We start from the raw sequence: 18,986 nt of genomic DNA, 5'->3' as shown, positions 1-18,986 counted from the left end.
GCGAAGGATGACGTCAGCAGCGTTCAATACCGAGATAACGGAACGCGACAATGCGCTGTTCGGGCCGTGGCGGCGGCCGGCGCAGATGCTCCACGCCCAGGTCTACGACTCCCACGCGTCGATTCACGACGATGCCACCGCGCAAAAACTGGGGTTTCAGGGCGGCACCATCGAGGGGCCGACCCATTTCAGCCAGTTCGCGCCGCTCTGCGAGAAAATCTGGGGCATAGCGTGGTTCGAAACCGGTTGTCTGTCGGCGCATTATCGCAACCCCGCCTTCGAGGGCGAGGAGGTGCAGGCGAACATCGCAACGCCGAAGCCGGGCGAAAAATCCTGCGCGATCGGGATGACCAAGCGTGACGGCACCGAGATCCTGCGCGGCACCGCGTCGGTCGGTCAGGACGGAACGGAAACGGCGCTGCACCAGCGGCTCGGCGAATTGAAGCCGCTCGCCGATCCCGTGATCCTCGGCGATCTCAAGGTCGGTATGAAGACCGGCCGCCAGACCGTGAAAATGGATTTCGACCAGAACATGGGCGATCTCTATCCGTTTTCGCTGCGCGAGAAGCTGAAGGTCATCGCCAAGCCATCAGCCTATTATTCCGGAAGCGACAATCCCTGGGGCCGGCCGATCATCCCCTTCGAAATGCTGAGCGTGCTGTTTCAATACCGCGCGCGCGAGGACCGCTTGCCGGTCCGCGGCCCCGCCGTCGGACTGTTCGCGGACCAGGAAATCCGGTTGCTGAGCGGGCCGATTTTCGTCGGCGAGAGCTACACTACCGAACGCGAAGTGGTCGCACTCTCGGGCAGCCGCCGCACCGAGAGCATGTGGGTGCGCACCACGGTGTTCGCCGCCGACGGCAAGCCGGTCGCCACCATGCTGCTCAACCTCGCCAGCATCAAGGATTCCTACGCCAATTACCAGCGCGAGCACAAACAGCTCTATGGCTGACTGAAATAACTATTCGTCGCATCGGGCATCGCGATGCGATCGCGCCAACAAGGACAACAACAATATGGCCCGCCTGCCCTACCTCGAAGCCGATCAGGTCGCCCCCGAATATCGCGACATGCTCAAGCGCAACACCAATCTGCACAAGCTGCTGGTCAACTCGCCCGACATGGCGCGCGCCTTCTCCGGCATCGGCGGCTACATCCGCTTCAAGAGCAAGCTCGATCCGCGCTTGCGGGAACTTGCGATCCTGCAGGTCGGCTGGATGGAAAAATCCGAATATGAATTCACCCATCATGTGAAGATCGGCAGGGATTTCGGCGTCACCGACGACGACATCCAGGGCATGATGGCCGAGACCGAGGGCAAACCCTCGAAGCTGGAACCGCTGGCGAAAGCAATCTTGAGAGGCGCGCGCGAAATGGTGCGCGAGCTTTCGATGTCGGACAAGACTTTCGCCGAGATCAAGCAGGAACTCTCCGACGAGCACATGACCGATCTCGTGCTCACCATCGCCTTCTACTGCGCTGTGGTCCGCGTGCTCGCGACCATGAAGATGGACAACGAGCCCTATTACAAAGAGGTACTGCAACAGTACCCGATCCCGGGAGTGGAATGAGATGCGCCTGAAAGATCGTGTCGCCATCGTCGTCGGCGCCGGCCAGAGCCCCGGCGAGGGCATCGGCAACGGCCGCGCCACCGCCCTGACTTTTGCGCGCGAAGGCGCCAGGGTGCTGTGCGTCGATCACCATCTCGAATCCGCCCAGGAAACCGTCGACATGATCGCGGCCAAGGGCGGCACGGCGGTCGCCTTCAAGGCCGACGTCACCAAAGATGCCGAGATCAAGGCGATGGTGGCCGACGCGCACAAACGCTGGGACAGCATCGATATCCTGCACAACAATGTCGGCGTCAGCCTGTCGGGCGGCGACGCCGAATTGCTCGACATCACCGAAGAGGCCTTCGACCGCTGCGTCGCGATCAACCTCAAGAGCTGCATCCTCGCCGCCAAGCACGTGATCCCGATCATGCGGGCGCAAAACAGCGGCAGCATCATCAACATCTCCTCGATGGCCGTGATCACGACGTATCCTTACGTCGCCTACAAGGCGACCAAGTCGGCGATGGTCGCCTTCACCGAACAGCTCGCCTACCAGAACGCGCAGTACGGCATTCGCGCCAACGTCATCCTGCCCGGCCTGATGAACACACCGATGGCGGTCGACACCCGCGCCCGCGAATTCAACAAGAGCCGCGCCGAGGTCGAGGCCGAACGCGACTCCAAGGTGCCGCTGCGCAAGAAGATGGGCACCGGCTGGGACGTCGCCAATGCCGCGCTGTTTCTGGCATCCGATGAAGCGAGTTTCATTACCGGCGTGACGCTGCCGGTGGACGGCGGCGCCAGCGTGCGGCGCGGATAATTGCTCCGATTACGCGGCGTGGGCTTTCCCGACAATGGTGCTGCCTTCGCCGTGATGCGTCAGCGGTTTCATGCCGGTGGCGCTGCGTAGCAGCACGTAGAACACCGGCGTCAGGAACAGGCCGAAGACCGTCACGCCGATCATGCCGGAGAACACGGCGACGCCCATGGCGCGGCGCATTTCGGAGCCGGCGCCGGTCGACAGCACCAGCGGCAGCACGCCCATGATGAACGCCATCGACGTCATCAGGATCGGGCGAAGACGCAGGCGGCTGGCTTCGATCGCCGCGCGAATCGGCGAACGCCCGGCGAATTCGAGCTCGCGCGCGAATTCGACAATCAGGATGGCGTTCTTGGCCGACAGACCCACCAGCACGATCAAGCCGATCTGCGTGAAGACGTTGTTGTCTCCCTTCGACAGCCAGACCCCGAACATCGCGGCCAGCAAACCCATCGGCACGATCATGAGGATCGCCAGCGGCAGCGTGAGGCTTTCATAGAGCGCGGCCAGCACCAGGAAAACGAGCAGAATGGCCAGCGGAAAAACCCACATGCCGGAATTGCCCGCGATGAACTCCTGATAAGTCAGGTCGGTCCATTCGAAGGCAAAGCCGGGCGGCAGCGTTTCGGCCGCGATACGTGTCGCCGCCTCCTGCGCCTGCCCGGATGAATATCCGGGTGCCGCGGCGGCGTTGATGTCGGACGACAGGAAACCGTTGTAGCGGATGGCGCGTTCAGGACCGGCGCTTTGACGAATCCTGAGCAATGCAGAGAGCGGGACCATGTCGCCGGACGCGGAGCGCACTTTCAACTGGCGGATGTCATCCGCCCGCGCGCGGAACGGCGCGTCGGCCTGGACATAGACCGAATAGGTGCGGCCGAATTTGTTGAAGTCGTTGACGTAGAACGAGCCGAGATAAATCTGAAGCGTGTTGAAAACCTCGGTCACGGCCACACCGAGCTGCAGCGCCTTGGTCCGGTCGATATCGGCGAACAGCTGCGGGACGTTGACCTGGAAGCTCGAGAACAGCCCGCCGATTTCCGGCGCCTTGGACATTGCCGCCATGTAGGCCTTGGTCGCTTCGTTGAGCGCCTCGTAGCCGAGCCCTGCCCGATCCTCGATCTGCAGCTTGAATCCGCCGATGGTGCCAAGACCGTTGACCGGCGGCGGCGGGAACATGGCGATGAACGCCTCCTGGATGCCGGCATATTTCTTGTTCAGGTCGGCCGCGATCGCGTTGCCGCTGAGCGCGGGATCCTTGCGCTCGTCGAACGGCTTCAGCGTCGAGAATACGATGCCGGCATTCGAGGAGTTGGTGAAGCCGGAGATCGACAGCCCGGGAAATGCCACCGAGCTCTGCACGCCGGGCTGCGTCAGCGCGACGTCGCTCATCTTGCGAATGACTTCCTCGGTTCGATCAAGCGTCGCGCCGTCCGGCAGCCGGGAAAAGCCGACCAGATATTGCTTGTCCTGGCCGGGCACAAAGCCGCTCGGCACCTGCTTGAACAGCACGGCCGTCGCACCCACCAGCACGACATATAATCCGATAACGATGGCTTTGCCGAAGATCACGCCGGTCACGCTGCGGCTGTAGTTTTCCGACGAGCGGGTGAATGCGCGGTTGAAGCCGCGGAAGAACCAGCCCAAGGCCTTGTCGAGGATACGGGTCAGCCCGTCCTTGGGTTCGTCGTGCCCCTTCAAGAGAAGGGCCGCCAGCGCCGGCGACAGCGTCAGCGAGTTGACCGCCGAGATCACGGTCGAGATCGCAATGGTCAGCGCGAACTGCTTGTAGAACTGCCCGGTCAGGCCGCTGATGAAGGCGAGCGGCACGAACACCGCAATCAGCACCATTGCGATGGCGATGATCGGCCCCGATACTTCCTTCATCGCCTGGTAGGTCGCGTCGCGCGGCGACAGGCCGGATTCAATATTGCGCTCCACGTTCTCGACCACGACGATGGCGTCGTCGACCACGATGCCGATCGCTAGCACCAGTCCGAACAGGCTGAGCGCGTTGATCGAAAAGCCGAAGACATGCATGACCGCGAACGTGCCGACGATCGACACCGGCACCGCCAGCAGCGGGATGATCGATGCCCGCCAGGTCTGCAGGAACAGGATCACCACCAGAACGACCAGCGCCACCGCTTCCAGCAGCGTGTGAATCACTGCTTCGATCGACGAGCGAACGAACTGGGTCGGATCGTAAACGATCTGGTATTCGACGCCTTCCGGCATGTTCTTCTTGATCTCGGCCATCGTCGCACGAACGCTGTCCGATATCTGCAGCGCATTCGACCCCGGGGCTTGAAAGATCGGAATGGCCACGGCCTGCTTGTTGTCGAGCAGTGAACGCAGGCCGTATTCCGATGCACCGAGTTCGATGCGCGCGACGTCACGCAGCCGCGTCACCTCGCCGCGCGCCCCGGCCTTGACGACGATGTCGCCGAATTGCTCTTCGGTGGAAAGGCGGCCTTCCGCGTTGACGGAAAGCTGGAGGTCGAGACCCTTGACGCTGGGCGATGCACCGACCACGCCGGCGGCGGCTTCGACGTTCTGCGCCTGGATCGCCTTGACGATGTCGTTGGCGGTCAGCCCGTGTTCCGCGGCTTTCTGCGGATCGACCCACACCCGCATCGAATAGTCGCCGGCGCCATAGAGCTGGACATCGCCGACGCCGTCGATCCGCGCCAGGCGGTCCTTGACGTTGAGCACGGCGTAATTGCGCAAATACGTCATGTCGTAGCGGTTGTTCGGCGACAACAAATGCACGACCATCGTGAGGTCGGGTGAGCTCTTCTTGGTGATGATGCCGAGCTGGCGGACCACCGCCGGCAGCCGCGGTTCGGCCTGTTGCACCCGGTTCTGCACCAGTTGCTGCGCCTTGTCGGGATCGGTGCCGAGCCGAAACGTCACGGTCAGCGTCATGGCGCCATCGGTGGTCGCCTGGCTGCTCATGTAGAGCATGCCCTCGACACCGTTGATCTGCTCCTCGATCGGGGTGGCGACCGTCTCGGCGATGACCTTGGGATTTGCGCCGGGATAGCTCGCGCGCACCACCACCGACGGCGGCACGACGTCCGGATATTCCGAGATCGGCATCGAAACCAGCGAGATCAGGCCGGCGAGGAAAATCAATATCGACAGCACGCCCGCGAAGATCGGCCGGTCGATGAAGAATTTTGACAGATTCATGGTACGCCCCCGGGCGGAAATCGTTAGCGCTGCGCGACGCGCTGGTTGTCGTCGGCCGAAGCGCGCTGCGCGCCGTGCTCGCCCATCTCGGCCACTTCCGATTTCAACAGCGCGCCCGGACGGACGCGCTGCAGCCCGTTGACGACGACACGGTCGCCGGACTGCAGCCCCGAGGTCACGATGCGCAGGCCTTCGACGGAGCCGCCGAGCGTGATCGAACGATAGAGCGCGCGATTGTCCGACCCGACGACCATGACGAATTTCTTGTCCTGGTCGGTGCCGATCGCCCGCTCATCGACCATGACGAGCGTCTGCGCGCGCGGCTGCCCCATGCGCACGCGCGCGAACTGGCCCGGGATCAGGCGGCCGTCTTCGTTCTTGAACGTGGCGCGCACGCGGATCGTGCCGCTTTGGCCGTTGACCAGGTTATCGATCAGCTGGATGTGGCCCTTGACGATGGTCCCGCTGGAAGTGGACATCTCGACCGGGATCTGGTCGAGATTGCCGCGCTTGCCGGAGGTATCCGCGATCGAGCTCAATGCGCGCAGCACAACGTCTTCGTCCGCATCGAAGCTCGCATAGATCGGATTGACCGACACCAGCGACGTCAGCACCGGCGACGATGTTCCGGCCGCGACCAGATTACCGACCGTTACTTCGAATTTGCCGACGCGACCGTCGACGGGGGCGCGGACCTCGGTGTAGTCGAGGTTCAACCTTGCGGTTTGCAACGTGGCTTCAGCGGCCTTCACATTGGCGATGGCTTCGCGATTGGCGTTGTCGCGCTGGTCGTAGTCACGCCGAGTGACGACATTGTTGCCGACCAGCTGCGCACCGCGCTCGAGTTCGCCGGCCGTGAACACGACGCGCGCTTTCGCCGCTTCAAGCTGGGCTTGGGCCTTGTCGACTTCGGCGGCGTAGGGCGCCGGATCGATCTTGAACAGCACGTCGCCGGCCTTCACCAGCGCGCCCTCGGTAAAGTTGGTCGAAAGAATTGCGCCGGCGACGCGCGGACGCAGTTCGACGCGATTGACCGCTTCGAGCCGTCCGGAAAAATCGTCCCACAGACTAGTCTGACGCGGCTCGACGACGGCGACCGTGACGACAACGGCCTGTTCCGGAGTGGCGGAACCGGCCGTGGCCTGGGCCGCGTGGAAATAGTGACCAGTCGCGACCGAGCCGGCGGCAACGACAGCGCCAACAGCGGCCAGGCCTCCGACAAGGCGTCGGAACCGGCTGAAACGGGGGGTAACGGGGGATCGGGGCATTCTCGCGCTCCAGAAATGTAGTGTTCGCTACAGATGTGGAGCTGGACGCCGGTCGTCAAGGCACTTATGTATCGGATACTAAGAAAATGCCGAGGAGGATGCAATGGCCATGGGACGTCCCCGCGCCTTCGATGCCGACGCGGCGTTGGACGAGGCGATGGAAGTGTTTTGGCGGCACGGTTATGAGGGCGCGACAATCGCGCAACTCACTGATGCGATGGGAATAAATCCGCCGAGCCTGTACGCGGCTTTCGGCAGCAAGGAAGGGCTGTTGAAGGCGGCGCTCGACCGCTACAGCGGCAGGCGCGCGGCCTTCATGGAAGATGTTCTGAGCGCACCGACGGCCCGCGCCGTCGCCGAAAAAATGCTGATGGGGATTGCCGATACCCAGACCGATCCGGCCAATCCGCCGGGTTGCCTGCTGGTCCAGGGCGGGCTGGCCTGCGGCACGGGATCGGAAAACGTCCCGTTCGAACTGGCCGCGCACCGGGCCCAGACGGAAGATCAACTCCGCCAGCGGTTCGCGAAAGCCAAGGCCGACGGCGACCTGACAGCCACCGCAGACCCATCCGCGCTCGCGCGTTATCTTTCGGCTGTCACCGTCGGCATGGGCGTGATGGCATCTTCAGGCGCCGATCGTGAGGCCCTGCGCCAGGTCGCCGTCGTTTCGCTGAAAGCGTTCGACGAGCAATCGGCGGCGCGATGAAGCGTCCGCGATTTGATTTGTTTGCAATGACACGATGATGTGAGGACATATCGCCGCAAGCCGGAATCCTGACTCGTTCTGGTCGCAAGAAATTCATGTGCGGCCGGTATCACGCACCACGGGAACTCCGGGAGTCCGACACACCATGAACGACGAATTCGATTACGAACTCACGCCCTATCAGTGGGAAGTGTTGAGAGCGTTGCGTGCACCTGCAGCAAACCCTTCAAGGATAAGAAAGTCTGCGATTGAGAGCCTGTCCGCGCTCGGCTTCGTCGCCATGCGCGGCGATTCGTTCGTCATTACGCCGCTCGGGCGCAGGATCCTGATCCGGGGCTCGTCGCAATTATTGCACGACATCGCGGCATGATGTCGCTGATAGCCCGTCACCACATCGTCTGCCGCGCCCGCTCCGGCCATTCGCGGTCGTATTGCTCGCCGCCGACCTTGTTCTCGCTCATCTCGGCGAGAATCTGGCCCGGCGTCGGCAGGCTCTTGGGATCGACCCGCTTGTCGGGATTCCAGAGATCGGAGCGCACGATGGCGCGCGCGCACTGGAAATAGATCTCGTCCACCGTCATGACGACGACCGCGCGCGGCGCCTTGCCCTCCATCTTGAACGAAGCCAGCAAATCGGGATCTGCCGAGACGTGAGCCCGGCCGTTGATACGCAGCGTGGTACCGGAGCCGGGTATCAGGAACATCAACGCAACGCGGGGATCGCGCACGATGTTGCGCAGCGAATCGACGCGGTTGTTGCCGCGGCGATCCGGCATCATCAGGGTCTTTTCATCGTGAATGCGGACGAAGCCGGGCAGATCGCCGCGCGGCGAGCAATCCAGCCCCTCCGGCCCGCAGGTGGCCAGCGCCGCGAACGGCGATTTGTCGATCAGGACGCGATAGGCCGGCGTGACCCGGTCCGCGACCTTCACCGTCGATGCGTCGTTCGGATGGCCGTAGATCGCCTCGAGCTGCTCGATGGTCGCGATGACAGACATGGTCGCCTCCCGATTTCCCGGGTCTGATATCGCGTAGCGCAGCCAACGGCAATTGCCGGACCAGCCCCACTCAGCCGGGTTGCGCCCGCGCAGGAAATCTCGATGATGGCGGGCGCCATGTTTCCCAGGCGATCGGCGGTTGAACCTGCCCGCCGAAAACCCCAAATAGAACCGGCCGACCGAACAGGGAGAACTGAAATGACCGAGAAGACCGAGCGGGCCGTCCTTGCCGGAGGTTGCTTTTGGGGCATGCAGGACCTGATCCGGAAAATGACCGGCGTGCTTTCCACCCGCGTCGGATACTCCGGCGGCGATGTCGCCAACGCCACCTACGAAAACCACGGCACCCATGCCGAAGCCATCGAGATCATCTTCGATCCGCGGCTACTGAGCTATCGGCAGCTTCTCGAGTTCTTTTTCCAAATCCACGATCCCTCGACGCGCAACCGCCAGGGCAATGACATCGGCATGAGCTACCGCTCGGCGATCTTCTACACCAGTCCCGAGCAGGAGCGCGTCGCCCGCGACACCATCGCAGATGTCGACGCCTCCGGCATTTGGCCCGGCAAGGCTTCAACCGAAGTCGCGCCGGCGCGCGAATTCTGGGAAGCCGAGCCTGAACATCAGGATTATCTCGAACGCTATCCGGACGGCTACACCTGCCATTTCGTCCGCCCCGGCTGGCGCTTGCCGCAGCGCAAGGCCGGATAGAGCTTGGCCTGGGTACGGCTATCTCAGCAGCCGTACCCCGTCACCTCCTCCGCCGCCGAGGGTCTGCCATCCCCTTACGGTCATTGTGCATCGCAGCAAGAGCGATACATTCCCGGCCTGGAATGAGGTCGCCAAGTGTCTGAAATCAATGCCGACGCCTGGGTATCATCCTCAGGCCACCGCCCGATGGGCTTTCCCGAATTCGTTGTCATCATCGCATCCATCATGGCGCTGAACCCGCTGGCGATGGACATGATGCTGCCGGCGTTGCCGGACATCGCTTCCGCGTTCCACATTACGATTGCCAACCGCCCCCAGATGGTGCTGTCCACCTTCCTGATCGGGTTCGGCGTCGGGCAGTTCGTGATCGGGCCGTTGTCCGACCGTTTTGGCCGCCGTCCGGTGTTGCTGGGCGGCATGACCCTCTACTGCATCGCCAGCGTGCTCGCGATCGCCGCCCCTTCGTTCGAGACATTGCTGCTGGCCCGCGCACTGCAGGGCCTTGGAACGTCCGCCACCCGCGTGATCGCCACCTCGATCGTGCGCGACTGCTACGCCGGCCGGCGCATGGCCAGCGTAATGTCGCTGGCGATGATGGTCTTCATCGCCGTGCCCGTGGTCGCGCCTTCGTTCGGCCAGGCGGTGCTGCTGCTGACGCAGTGGCGCGGCATCTTCATCGTGCTGATGGTCTATGGCGCGGCCGCGCTGATCTGGAGCGCGCTGCGCATGCCGGAGACGCTGCCGCTCTCGCAGCGCCGATCGCTCGCGGTTCGCGAGGTGCTCGGCGCCTTCCGCCAGACCGTGACCAACCGCCAGACGCTCGGCTATGCGCTCGCGGCCGGCGGCGTCATGGGCTCGCTGTTCGCCTACGTGTTCACCTCGCAGCAGGTGTTCACCGAAATCTATCACCTCGGGCATTATTTCCCGATCGCCTTCGCGGCGATCGCGATCGGCACCGCCATCGCCGGCTTTCTCAACTCGAGATTCGTCGGCCGGCTCGGCATGCGCGTGATCTCGCATGGCGCGCTGGTGGCATTCGCCGCCGTGGCCGGAACCATGCTGGTAGCTGAAAAAATGCACATGCTGCCGTTGCCGCTGTTCATGGCGCTGTCAGCGCTGATGATGTTTTCGTTCGGGCTGATGATCGCGAATTTCACCGCGCTGGCGATGGAGCCGCAGGGCCATATCGCCGGCACCGCCTCGTCGCTGTACGGATCGATCACCACCCTGCTCGGCATCGGCATCGGCGTCACCATCGGCCAGGATTACGACGGCACGCTGCTGCCGTTCGCGACCGGTTTCTTCCTCTGCACGCTGGCCGCACTCGGCGTGGTGCTGGTGGTGGAAAAGGGCCGGCTGTTCCGGCCGCATCATTTTAAGATGTAGCGGCGTCTGCGCTCACGATCGCGGTGGATCAAGAAATCCCTTTAAAAGCCCGAGCACCTCATCCGGCTTGTCGTGCTGCAGCCAGTGGCCCGCGCCCGCGATCTTGGCCAATTCGGCCTGCTTGAAATGCTTCAACACGCCGGCCTTCTCGGGATCGGGCAGAAAACTCTCGCTGGCGCTGACCAGCAGCGTCGGACACGCGATGCGCGACCACAGTTCGACATGGTCTTCGAGCGACAGCCGGTACGGCGCGCGGGCGCGCAAATAGGGATCGAACTTCCAGCTATAGGTGCCGTCGGCATTTTGCTTCAGGCCGTGGGTCGCAAGATGCATCGCCTGCGCGCGGGCCAGCCGCGGGTTACGATGCAGAATCCGCTCGGCCCCGTCGGCGACCGACGCATAGCGGTGGATTTTCCGTTGCGCGAACTTGTCGAGATCGCCGGCCCAGTCGGCGATCCTGACGTCGGCAGGCTTGACCCGTCTGGCCGGAAAATTGGTCACGCCGTCGAGCACGACCAGCCGGGATACTTTCTGAGGAAATGCGCCGGCATAGGTCAGGCTGACCATGCCGCCCATCGAATGGCCGACCAGCGCGACCTGCTCAAAACCTGAGGATTTCACCAGGCAGGTCAGGTCGTAGACGTGATCGGCCAGGCTGTAGCTGCTGCCGGTCGCCCAAGCGGACTGGCCGTGGCCGCGAAGATCGGGCGCCACGACATGAAAATTCGCCCGCAACGCCCGCGCCGGATGATCCCAGCTGCGGGCGTGATCGAGCCCGCCGTGAATCAGGATCAGCGGCGGCGCTGAAGGATTACCCCAATCGGTGAAATGAAGCCGAAGCCCCTGCGATTGATAATAGCGCGATTCCGGCGCGTCCGATGTGGCGTCCATGGCGCCTACTTAACGGCTGGGCGCGTACCGGTCCAGCGCGGCGATCGTGAGGCGGTGGCATTCGGAAACGCGTGCACCCCTGGCCTGCGCGCTAACCGAGCCTCGCAGCGTCAACGCTCGCGCGCATGTTGCGCGCGCAAGACCTCCTTGACCTCGTCATCTTCAAGGGCGTCCTGACGGCGACATTCGTCGGATATGAATGCCTGTTGGTCGGGAACTCCGGAGGGCTTGCACCGGCTGGCGGGCTTCGCGCCGCCGATCGGTTGGTTGCTGGCAGCGCCAGCTTTCGGGTCTGTCATGCGTCATCCCCAACTCTGAGCGTTCAAGTGCCGGGCAACAAAGCCCGGGCAGAATGACCGCGCCATCACGGCATGGCCTGCGAGCGGGCAGCATGCCCGGCCGGAGGGAGCACGCCTTGAGCGAAATCAACGATCGTCCCCATCTGGTCCCGGAAGCCCGTAGCCCGCAAGCCCAAAAACGGCCTACTATCCCGCATGAGGCGCGGTCCAGAAAGGCCCGCTGCCGCAAGCTGCGCTCGAGCGGCTGTCGGCGCTGCGGCAGGCATTTTCGGGCGAACCACGATAGTGGCGTGAGGTTGCCCATCACCCCGCCAGCAACCGCCGCACGCAAATTTGTGTCGTGACTGGCCGCGATTTGTGACAGAACTGCTACAATCAAATGTCAGTTCGGTTACACGCGGAGCGGTCCATGAGTTTGGAATGGCGGGCGCAGTCAGGTTCCGTATCGAGTTCGCTGGCCTGGTCGAACCCCGTGGCCTGGTGGTGGGGCCTGTTGACCCTGGTCAGCGGCGTCAATATCGCGGCCTGGTTCCTGCTGTACCGCCAGCTCCAGCCGGCCGGCAATCCCGGCAGCACATCCAGCATCGGGCTCATGCTGCTGCTCTCTGCGGCCTATGTTTTCGGCTGCGCCTTCCGGTCGTTCCTGCCGCGCGCGGATGTGCAGCGGATCTGCCTGTTCGACCATTGGCTGTCGAGCGTCGTCGTCGGCCGGTCGGTGGCCACCGTGGCCGAGATCGCCTTCGCGGCGCAGTGGGCGATTATCCTGCACCAGCTCGGCACCATGACGGGAGCGGACACCACCTTGAACGCCGCATGGGTGATCGTGCCGCTGATCCTGATCGCGGAATGCTTCTCATGGCATGCGGTGCTGACCACCCACTATTTGCACAACGCCATCGAAAACTCGCTATGGGCCGTCGCCTTCTTCATCGTCGGGATCGGTCTTTGCCGGCTGCTGCCGGAGTTCGATGGTCCGGTTCGCGTGATCCTCGCGATCACGCTGGTCGGGATTGCCTGTTATCTGGCGTTTCTCATCACGATCGACGTCCCGATGTATCTGAGCCGGTGGCGGGCCGGCATTGCCGATGGCAGCAAGCGTCTCGGACCGCTCGAAGGTCTCCGTGACGTGAGCACGCGCTGGGTCGTGACGCACGACCTTGCCGAGTGGAAGGACGAGATTGCCTGGATGTCGCTTTATTTCAGCGCCGCGGTCTGGGCCAGCCTCGCGCTGTGCGTTTGCTGCTCGCTCGGCGATCAACTGCCGCGCTATCGTACCGACGCGACGGTCGCAAGCCGGCCGTCGGACGCGCCGGCGGTCGTTGGCAAGCCGCAGCCGGTATTGGCGGGACACGGCTTTTAGGCGCACAGGCGCGGATCGCGCCAGGGCCTGCGATCGGGCCGCGCCATGCGCGGAACCGTCGGGTTGGTCCGCCGCACGCGCAGCGAAATGGCGCTTTGCGCCAGCAAAAAGTTCTTCAAAATTCGACGCTCCAAAAGCTCGGTCATCACCGTGAAATGTAGGGCTGCGACACTCGCCGTCCTGCAACGAATATTCCGGAGAGGATGATCATGACTTTTAGGGGGACGACCCTTGGCCTGCTGGCCGGGCTAGCCTTTGGCGCAACCGCACAGGCGGCCGATATCGACCACGTCCTGCTGATCAGCGTGGACGGACTGCACGCCCTCGACGTCGCGCGCTATATCGAAAGCCATCCGAACTCCGCCATGGCCGAATTGGCCAGCCATGGCATCACCTACAGCAACGCCCGCACGCCCGCGAATTCCGACTCCTTCCCCGGGCTGCTGGCGCTGGTGACCGGTGGGTCGCCCATCAGCCACGGCCTGTTCTACGACGTCAGTTATGACCGCACGCTGTTCGACCCCGGCAACACCACCTGCCAGGGCGGCGCGGGCAATATGATGGTGTTCGACGAAAGCATCGACAAATACAACAGCAACAATGTCTCCCTGAACGTCATCGATCCGAGCAAGCTGCCGCGTGGACGGAACCAACTCGGCCAGTGCGTTGCGGTCTATCCGCATGACGCGATCAGGACCAATACGATCTTTGAAGTCGTCAAGAGCAAGGGCGGCCGCACGGCATGGGCGGACAAGCACCCGGCCTACGACCTGGTCAACGGTCCGTCGGGCAAGGGCGTGGATGATCTCTACACGCCTGAGATCACCAACGTGAACGGCTTCGACGCCACCGTCAGCGTCGATTGTACCGTTGCGAACGACCAGCTGAAGGTCGCCGCCATCATCAAACAGATCAATGGCTTCAACCATGACGGCACGCCCGCCGGCGGCGCACCTGTCGTGTTCGGAATGAACTTTCAGGCGGTGAGCGTCGGACAAAAGCTCAGCAAAGACGCCGGCGGGTGCCCGCAGGCCAGCCATGTCGGCCAGCCCGGCGGCTACGTCGATGGCGCCGGGACGCCGACGGCGGTGCTCGCCTACGGCCTGCAGAAGACCGACGAAGCCCTTGGCAGCATGATCCAGGCGCTGAAGAGTCGCGGGCTGTACCAGTCCACGCTGTTCATCGTCGGCGCCAAGCATGGTCAGTCGCCGATCAACCCGGCCAAAATCAACAAGCCGGGCCATTTCGCCGACCTCGTTGCCGCGTTGCCGGACGCCGCAACCAATCCGGGCGCACAGGCTATCGCCAGCGCCAACGCCTGCTCCACGGGTCCGTGCGGTTTCGTGCAGGATGACGACATTGCGCTGATCTGGCTGCAGGATCAAAGCAAGACCCAGGCGGCGATCGACTATTTGAACGTCAATGCCAAGGCCTTGTTCATTGACGAGGTGATCGGCGGCGATGAGATGAAGCTGAAGTTCAACGATCCGGCGCACGACAGCCGTACGCCCGATATCCTCGTGCAGCCGGTCTATGGAACCGTCTATACGACGTCGACCAAGAAGAATGCCGAGCACGGCGGGTTCAGCTTCGGCGACACCAATGTGGGGCTGATCGTTTCCAATCCGCGGCTGCCCGGCGTCACCTTGAAAACCCCGGTCGCGACCTCGCAGGTCGCGCCGACGATCCTGCAGGCGCTCCACATCGAACCCGAGACGCTCAATTCCGTGCGCGTCGAGCACACCGCGGTGCTGCCCGGCATCTGGGACAATCGGGGCGGCGACGAACAGGTGGGTCATTAGCGCTGAGCGTCGACGCTGACAAACAGCTGACACTGAGGGGCTCCGTCACAACGGAGCCCCTCAGGTTCTTGGCGCGCACGTCATCCTGAGAGGCTGTGAAGCTATCTCGGACCACATCCTGAGGAGCGGCGTCTTCGCCGCGTCTCGAAGGATGGCTGCGAGTCCACGTGTTGCGTCCATCCTTCGAGACGCTTGCGGAGTTTATCATCGGGCCGCGCTTCGCGCGGACCCGTTGGCAAGCTCATCAGTGACTGGATCTTTCCCGCCGTGATGGTGTCGTGGCCGACAGCAATATGCCGGCGTTCGAAGGCGGCGCAGGCACGTCGCCGGGCTGCGGCAAGGCGAGGACGACGGCCTCTTGATCCTTTTCCAGGGTCGCCTCGCGGCCTTGAACCGATCGCAGCTTCCAGCCCTGGTAGTCGTCGCCCATCTTCAGCCGCAGCGCTGCCTTGGTCGATTGGTCCAAAAAAATCCCGAACCTCTCGCGGCCGCTTGCGATGGTGCCGACCAAAGTGAGTTTTGGACGTTCGGGGTCTTTCGGTTTCGGCGCGACGGCCGCCGGTTTCACCGCCGGAGCCGCAGCGACCGCAGGGGGCCGCGGCCGCCGCGACGATGAGAAGATTGGCCGTTCGCGCGTGGCTGATAGTACGGTAAGCGGGATGGTCCATAATGGATTGCCACTGAGCGATCGTCCCTGCATTGGCGCGCGCGGGGTTTCGACGGCCTGGCCGCGTACGGCAGGCTCGTCGGCGATGGTAGATTCCGCCGGAGATTCGACCGGGCGTGCATCGTAGGACAGTTCATCGCTGGCGTTGACGTTCAGCGCCAGGACACGGTGCGACGATAATGCCAGAGCCGCGATGCCGATCGCCAAGCTCAGCATCGCTCGGCCTCGAGCCCTTGCCGGGACGACGCCAGCAGAGTCCGCAGTTTGCGCGTTTCGCGAATTGGAGAATGTGGGTGAGGCCCGGCTCACGAGCGGATTGGCGAACAAAAATGGTATCCCAGTCTGGAGATCGTGGAGCACGCCGGGCGCGCCCGGCACGCAGCAGATACCTACTGCAGGTTATTGGCCCGCACTATGACATCCGTGCGAAACCGGCCGAGATACGCTGCCAAATCATGGAACAAACCCGTTGTCCAAAGCATTCGGTTTGTCGAAAGGCGTGGATGAGCATCCTCGCCGGTGGGGCAAATGCCGCGCCCGACACGTTAACGTTACATCTTAACTAATTATTAATTATGCATTTGTGGCCACGAAACGCCGGGCCTAGCGTCAGTCGAGTACTGCTCGGTAACCAACGAATTGGTGCATGCCATGACAAGGATGTATGGGGCGCTTATCGCGTCCGTCAGCGTGGTAGCGCTTTTGCTTGCCACCAACGAAACCTTTGCCAGATCGGGAGGGGGACACGTTGGATTTAGTTCGACGCGTTCGATTTCCCGTTCGGCCGCGTTCCTGCGTCACCGCGCGTTCCTGCATCATCACCGCAGAAACAATGTGGAAGACTTCTTCTGGCCTGCAGAGGGATCCTTCTACGAGCCATCGAATGGCGAACCCATCGGTGATGTTACGCCAACGGCATCACCCGACGTGGGTTACACCTCTATATATGGTGTTCCCTGGGATTGGGCCCATCGATTTCCACCGGCCGTTGCACCTTCTGACCACCCCTATGTGTCGAGCTGCCCCACGGAGACCGTAACGGTTGCCGGGCGTGGCGGCGCCGACCAAACCATCAATGTCATCCGGTGCTATTGATCCGGTCTCTTCAGACCGGACAGGGCGTGCACTGAAATCAGGGAAGCCGTCCGAGTGACGGCCGCTCCTGCTCGCCCGAGCATCGTCTCCCGCACTACCGTGCCTGCGAAATGTCCGCTTTGGCGGTTCAGTTCAACCGCAGTTCCGTGATGTGCCGCGGATCCGGGCTCAGCTCGTTACGTTCCACGCGCTTGACGATGTCGGTCAGCGCGGCATTGGCGGCGCAGGACAGGCCGAGTTTCTCGCCCTCGCGCACCACAAAACCGTTGAGGAACTCGATCTCCGTGCGCCGCCCTTTCTGCATGTCCTGGCCCATCGAGGGACGCTGCGCGGAAGCGGTGTGCTTGCCGTCCTTGAAGCGCTGTTCGTCGCAGGCGCGCATCGCCGCCTCGTCGCCCTCGCCGGCACGGGCGATCGTCTCGGGCGGCAGGTGCAAAATCTCCTCCAGCTGATAGCCGAGCGCCTGGCCGACGCGGATCGCTTCGCTCCCGAGCCGGGTGGAGAAGCGGCGGATCGGCTCGTTTTGCAACATCTCTCCGCCGGTCAGACCCGTGCAGGCGGAGAGTCCGTTGCCGATGACGTTGGCGACCAGTTTCGACCAGCGCTCGCCCCACAGATTGGCGGTCACCTTGGCGCTGTCGGTGTAGCCGACCAGGCGGCAGATTTCCTCCGCCCGTGGCGTGATGCGGCCGTGCACCTCGCCGGCGCGAAATACGGTGTGCGCTGCGCCGTGCTTGCCGGCGCCGCGGTGGACGTGGCCGGGCTCGGGCAGGTTGACCGTGATGCTGCTGGCGATGCACCCCAGCGTCTTGCCCCAGCCGACGATGCCGGCGATGGTCTCTTCATTCATGCAGTTCTGGAGCGACACGACATAGCCGTCCGGCGCCAGATACTGCTGGATCAGCGTGGTCGCCCAGGCCGTGTCGTAGGACTTCATGCAGACGAAGGCGATGTCGACCGGCGTCTCCTTGGCGAGTTGCTGGGCGTCGGTGACGTGCAGCGCGCATACGGGGACCGAGAATTCCGCGACGTCCTTGGCATGGGTGACGCGCAGGCCATGCTTCCTCATGTGCTCGACGTGCTCGGGCCAGGGATCGATGAACGTCACGTCCTCGCCCGCCTGCACCATATGGGCGCCGGCATACCCGCCGACCGCCCCCGCCCCGACGATAGCTATCTTACGGCCCATGGTTTTCCCCCTGGCATTTTCTTCGGCCCGGACGCACCCGGTCCGCCAATCGTTGCAGGCCACTCTAGCGGATCTGCGCCGTTCGCCAAACGTCCGCTTTGCAAAGCCGGTCGATCCCGGCTTGCACCATCCGCCCAACGCCGGTCGACCTCCGCCGTACGCCTGGGCCGGGTGAGCCTGAAACCTTTACGGGGCTGCGGGTTTCCTGAACAATGACCGGAGGGAGAGAAACCGGGAATGCAGAATGGATTTCATTGAATTGAACGGCGTCGGGCTACGCTACGAGCTAAGCGGCAAGGCTGACCGCACCGTGGTGCTGGTTCACGAGATGGGCGGCTCGCTCGAAAGCTGGGACGATGTCGCACCGCGATTGGCCGAATCTCGCCGCGTCTTGCGCTATGACACCCGCGGCGCCGGGTTGTCGCAGAAGGCGCGCGGCGAACTCAGCCTCGATACGATGGCCGACGATATCGCAGCATTGCACGATCATATCGGGATTGCCGGCAAGGTTGCGCTGGCGGGCATTGCCGTCGGCGGCGCTATCGCGCTGCATTTTGCCAGCCGATACCCTGCGCGCACCAGCGCCGTCGTGGTCGGCAGCCCGGCGACCGGCATCGCGCCCGATCGCCGCACTGCTGCCCTCGAACGCGTCGCAAGGATCGAAGCCACCGGCATGGCATTCGCGGTCGAGGACGCGATGCAAAATGGCTATGCCCCGGAGCTTCGCGGCGACATCAGGCGGTTTGAGCGATACCGGGCGCGCTGGCTCGGCAACGATCCCGCGAGCTATGCGACGGTGTGGCGAATGCTGGCGAACGCGGACATGCAAGGCGAACTCGCCGGGTTGCGTTGTCCCGTGCTCGTGATCGGCGGCAGTCTCGATCGCGTGCGCCCGCCGGCGCTTGCCGAAGCCGTGGCCAAGGCCATCCCCGGGGCGCGCTTCACCGAAGTCCGCACCGGCCACTATATGGCGGTGCAGACGCCTGACCTGATCGCCGATTGCATCGACGGTTTCCTGACCACGGCCGGTGCCTGACCGAACCTCG

At 63.4% G+C, this 18,986-nt stretch carries 17 protein-coding genes; 11 read left to right on the top strand and 6 right to left on the bottom strand.

Going from position 1 to position 18,986, the window contains the following annotated elements; translation table 11 throughout:
- Window positions 1-7: 7 nt before the first annotated feature.
- From V1289_RS34980 to V1289_RS34970, 3 genes are all read left to right on the top strand, one after another.
- Window positions 8-952, top strand: coding sequence for a hypothetical protein (locus V1289_RS34980; protein ID WP_334402978.1), 945 nt, complete (start codon window positions 8-10; stop codon window positions 950-952).
- 64 nt (window positions 953-1,016) lie between these two features.
- Window positions 1,017-1,571: a carboxymuconolactone decarboxylase family protein gene (locus V1289_RS34975; protein WP_334402976.1), complete on the top strand. Its 555-nt coding sequence runs from the start codon at window positions 1,017-1,019 to the stop codon at window positions 1,569-1,571.
- Window position 1,572: 1 nt separating this feature from the next.
- Window positions 1,573-2,373 (top strand): SDR family NAD(P)-dependent oxidoreductase, encoded by an 801-nt coding sequence (locus tag V1289_RS34970; RefSeq protein WP_334402973.1) that lies wholly within the window; start codon window positions 1,573-1,575, stop codon window positions 2,371-2,373.
- 9 nt (window positions 2,374-2,382) lie between these two features.
- On the opposite strand, the gene V1289_RS34965 is transcribed toward V1289_RS34970, so the two are convergent.
- Both V1289_RS34965 and V1289_RS34960 read right to left on the bottom strand, forming a co-directional pair.
- Window positions 2,383-5,568 carry an efflux RND transporter permease subunit gene (locus V1289_RS34965; RefSeq protein ID WP_334402971.1) on the bottom strand — a complete coding sequence of 1,062 codons (3,186 nt, stop codon included), beginning with the start codon at window positions 5,566-5,568 and terminating at the stop codon, window positions 2,383-2,385.
- 23 nt (window positions 5,569-5,591) lie between these two features.
- Entirely contained in the window at window positions 5,592-6,836 is a 1,245-nt protein-coding gene (locus V1289_RS34960) for an efflux RND transporter periplasmic adaptor subunit (RefSeq protein ID WP_334402968.1), read from the bottom strand.
- Between the two features lie 103 nt (window positions 6,837-6,939).
- Here V1289_RS34960 and V1289_RS34955 point away from each other — a divergent pair, with 103 nt between their 5' ends.
- On the top strand, window positions 6,940-7,542 hold the full coding sequence (locus V1289_RS34955; RefSeq protein ID WP_334402966.1) for a TetR/AcrR family transcriptional regulator: 603 nt from the start codon (window positions 6,940-6,942) through the stop codon (window positions 7,540-7,542).
- Window positions 7,543-7,687: 145 nt separating this feature from the next.
- Complete coding sequence (locus tag V1289_RS34950; protein ID WP_334402963.1) at window positions 7,688-7,912, top strand: hypothetical protein; 225 nt, start codon at window positions 7,688-7,690, stop codon at window positions 7,910-7,912.
- A gap of 16 nt (window positions 7,913-7,928) precedes the next feature.
- Here the strand turns inward: V1289_RS34950 and V1289_RS34945 are convergent, their stop codons facing one another.
- A complete protein-coding gene (locus tag V1289_RS34945) occupies window positions 7,929-8,540 on the bottom strand; it encodes a pyridoxamine 5'-phosphate oxidase family protein (protein WP_334402960.1) in 612 nt (203 codons plus the stop codon).
- 198 nt (window positions 8,541-8,738) lie between these two features.
- Here V1289_RS34945 and msrA point away from each other — a divergent pair, with 198 nt between their 5' ends.
- Both msrA and V1289_RS34935 read left to right on the top strand, forming a co-directional pair.
- A complete protein-coding gene (gene msrA, locus V1289_RS34940; protein WP_309183155.1) occupies window positions 8,739-9,251 on the top strand; it encodes a peptide-methionine (S)-S-oxide reductase MsrA in 513 nt (170 codons plus the stop codon).
- A 135-nt stretch (window positions 9,252-9,386) separates the two neighbouring features.
- On the top strand, window positions 9,387-10,637 hold the full coding sequence (locus V1289_RS34935; protein WP_334402956.1) for a multidrug effflux MFS transporter: 1,251 nt from the start codon (window positions 9,387-9,389) through the stop codon (window positions 10,635-10,637).
- 12 nt (window positions 10,638-10,649) lie between these two features.
- Here V1289_RS34935 and V1289_RS34930 read toward each other — a convergent pair whose 3' ends face one another.
- Window positions 10,650-11,528, bottom strand: a complete 879-nt coding sequence (locus V1289_RS34930; RefSeq protein ID WP_334402953.1) for an alpha/beta fold hydrolase — start codon at window positions 11,526-11,528, stop codon at window positions 10,650-10,652.
- Between the two features lie 708 nt (window positions 11,529-12,236).
- Between V1289_RS34930 and V1289_RS34925 the strand changes: the two genes are divergently transcribed.
- Window positions 12,237-13,187 carry a hypothetical protein gene (locus V1289_RS34925; RefSeq protein WP_334402950.1) on the top strand — a complete coding sequence of 317 codons (951 nt, stop codon included), beginning with the start codon at window positions 12,237-12,239 and terminating at the stop codon, window positions 13,185-13,187.
- 209 nt (window positions 13,188-13,396) lie between these two features.
- Window positions 13,397-14,989, top strand: a complete 1,593-nt coding sequence (locus V1289_RS34920; protein WP_334402947.1) for an alkaline phosphatase family protein — start codon at window positions 13,397-13,399, stop codon at window positions 14,987-14,989.
- A gap of 244 nt (window positions 14,990-15,233) precedes the next feature.
- On the opposite strand, the gene V1289_RS34915 is transcribed toward V1289_RS34920, so the two are convergent.
- Window positions 15,234-15,872 (bottom strand): hypothetical protein, encoded by a 639-nt coding sequence (locus V1289_RS34915; RefSeq protein WP_334402945.1) that lies wholly within the window; start codon window positions 15,870-15,872, stop codon window positions 15,234-15,236.
- A 435-nt stretch (window positions 15,873-16,307) separates the two neighbouring features.
- Here V1289_RS34915 and V1289_RS34910 point away from each other — a divergent pair, with 435 nt between their 5' ends.
- The gene (locus tag V1289_RS34910; protein WP_334402943.1) at window positions 16,308-16,751 is read left to right on the top strand and encodes a hypothetical protein; all 444 of its coding nucleotides are present in this window, start codon (window positions 16,308-16,310) and stop codon (window positions 16,749-16,751) included.
- 127 nt (window positions 16,752-16,878) lie between these two features.
- Here V1289_RS34910 and V1289_RS34905 read toward each other — a convergent pair whose 3' ends face one another.
- Entirely contained in the window at window positions 16,879-17,940 is a 1,062-nt protein-coding gene (locus V1289_RS34905) for a ketopantoate reductase family protein (RefSeq protein WP_334402941.1), read from the bottom strand.
- Between the two features lie 244 nt (window positions 17,941-18,184).
- Here V1289_RS34905 and V1289_RS34900 point away from each other — a divergent pair, with 244 nt between their 5' ends.
- Window positions 18,185-18,976, top strand: coding sequence for an alpha/beta fold hydrolase (locus tag V1289_RS34900; protein ID WP_334402939.1), 792 nt, complete (start codon window positions 18,185-18,187; stop codon window positions 18,974-18,976).
- Window positions 18,977-18,986 lie beyond the last annotated feature (10 nt).

It is taken from the genome of Bradyrhizobium sp. AZCC 2289, assembly GCF_036924615.1.
GTDB lineage: Bacteria > Pseudomonadota > Alphaproteobacteria > Rhizobiales > Xanthobacteraceae > Bradyrhizobium.
Note: the sequence above shows the minus strand (reverse complement) of the source record. Positions and strands in the feature narration are given on the sequence as shown.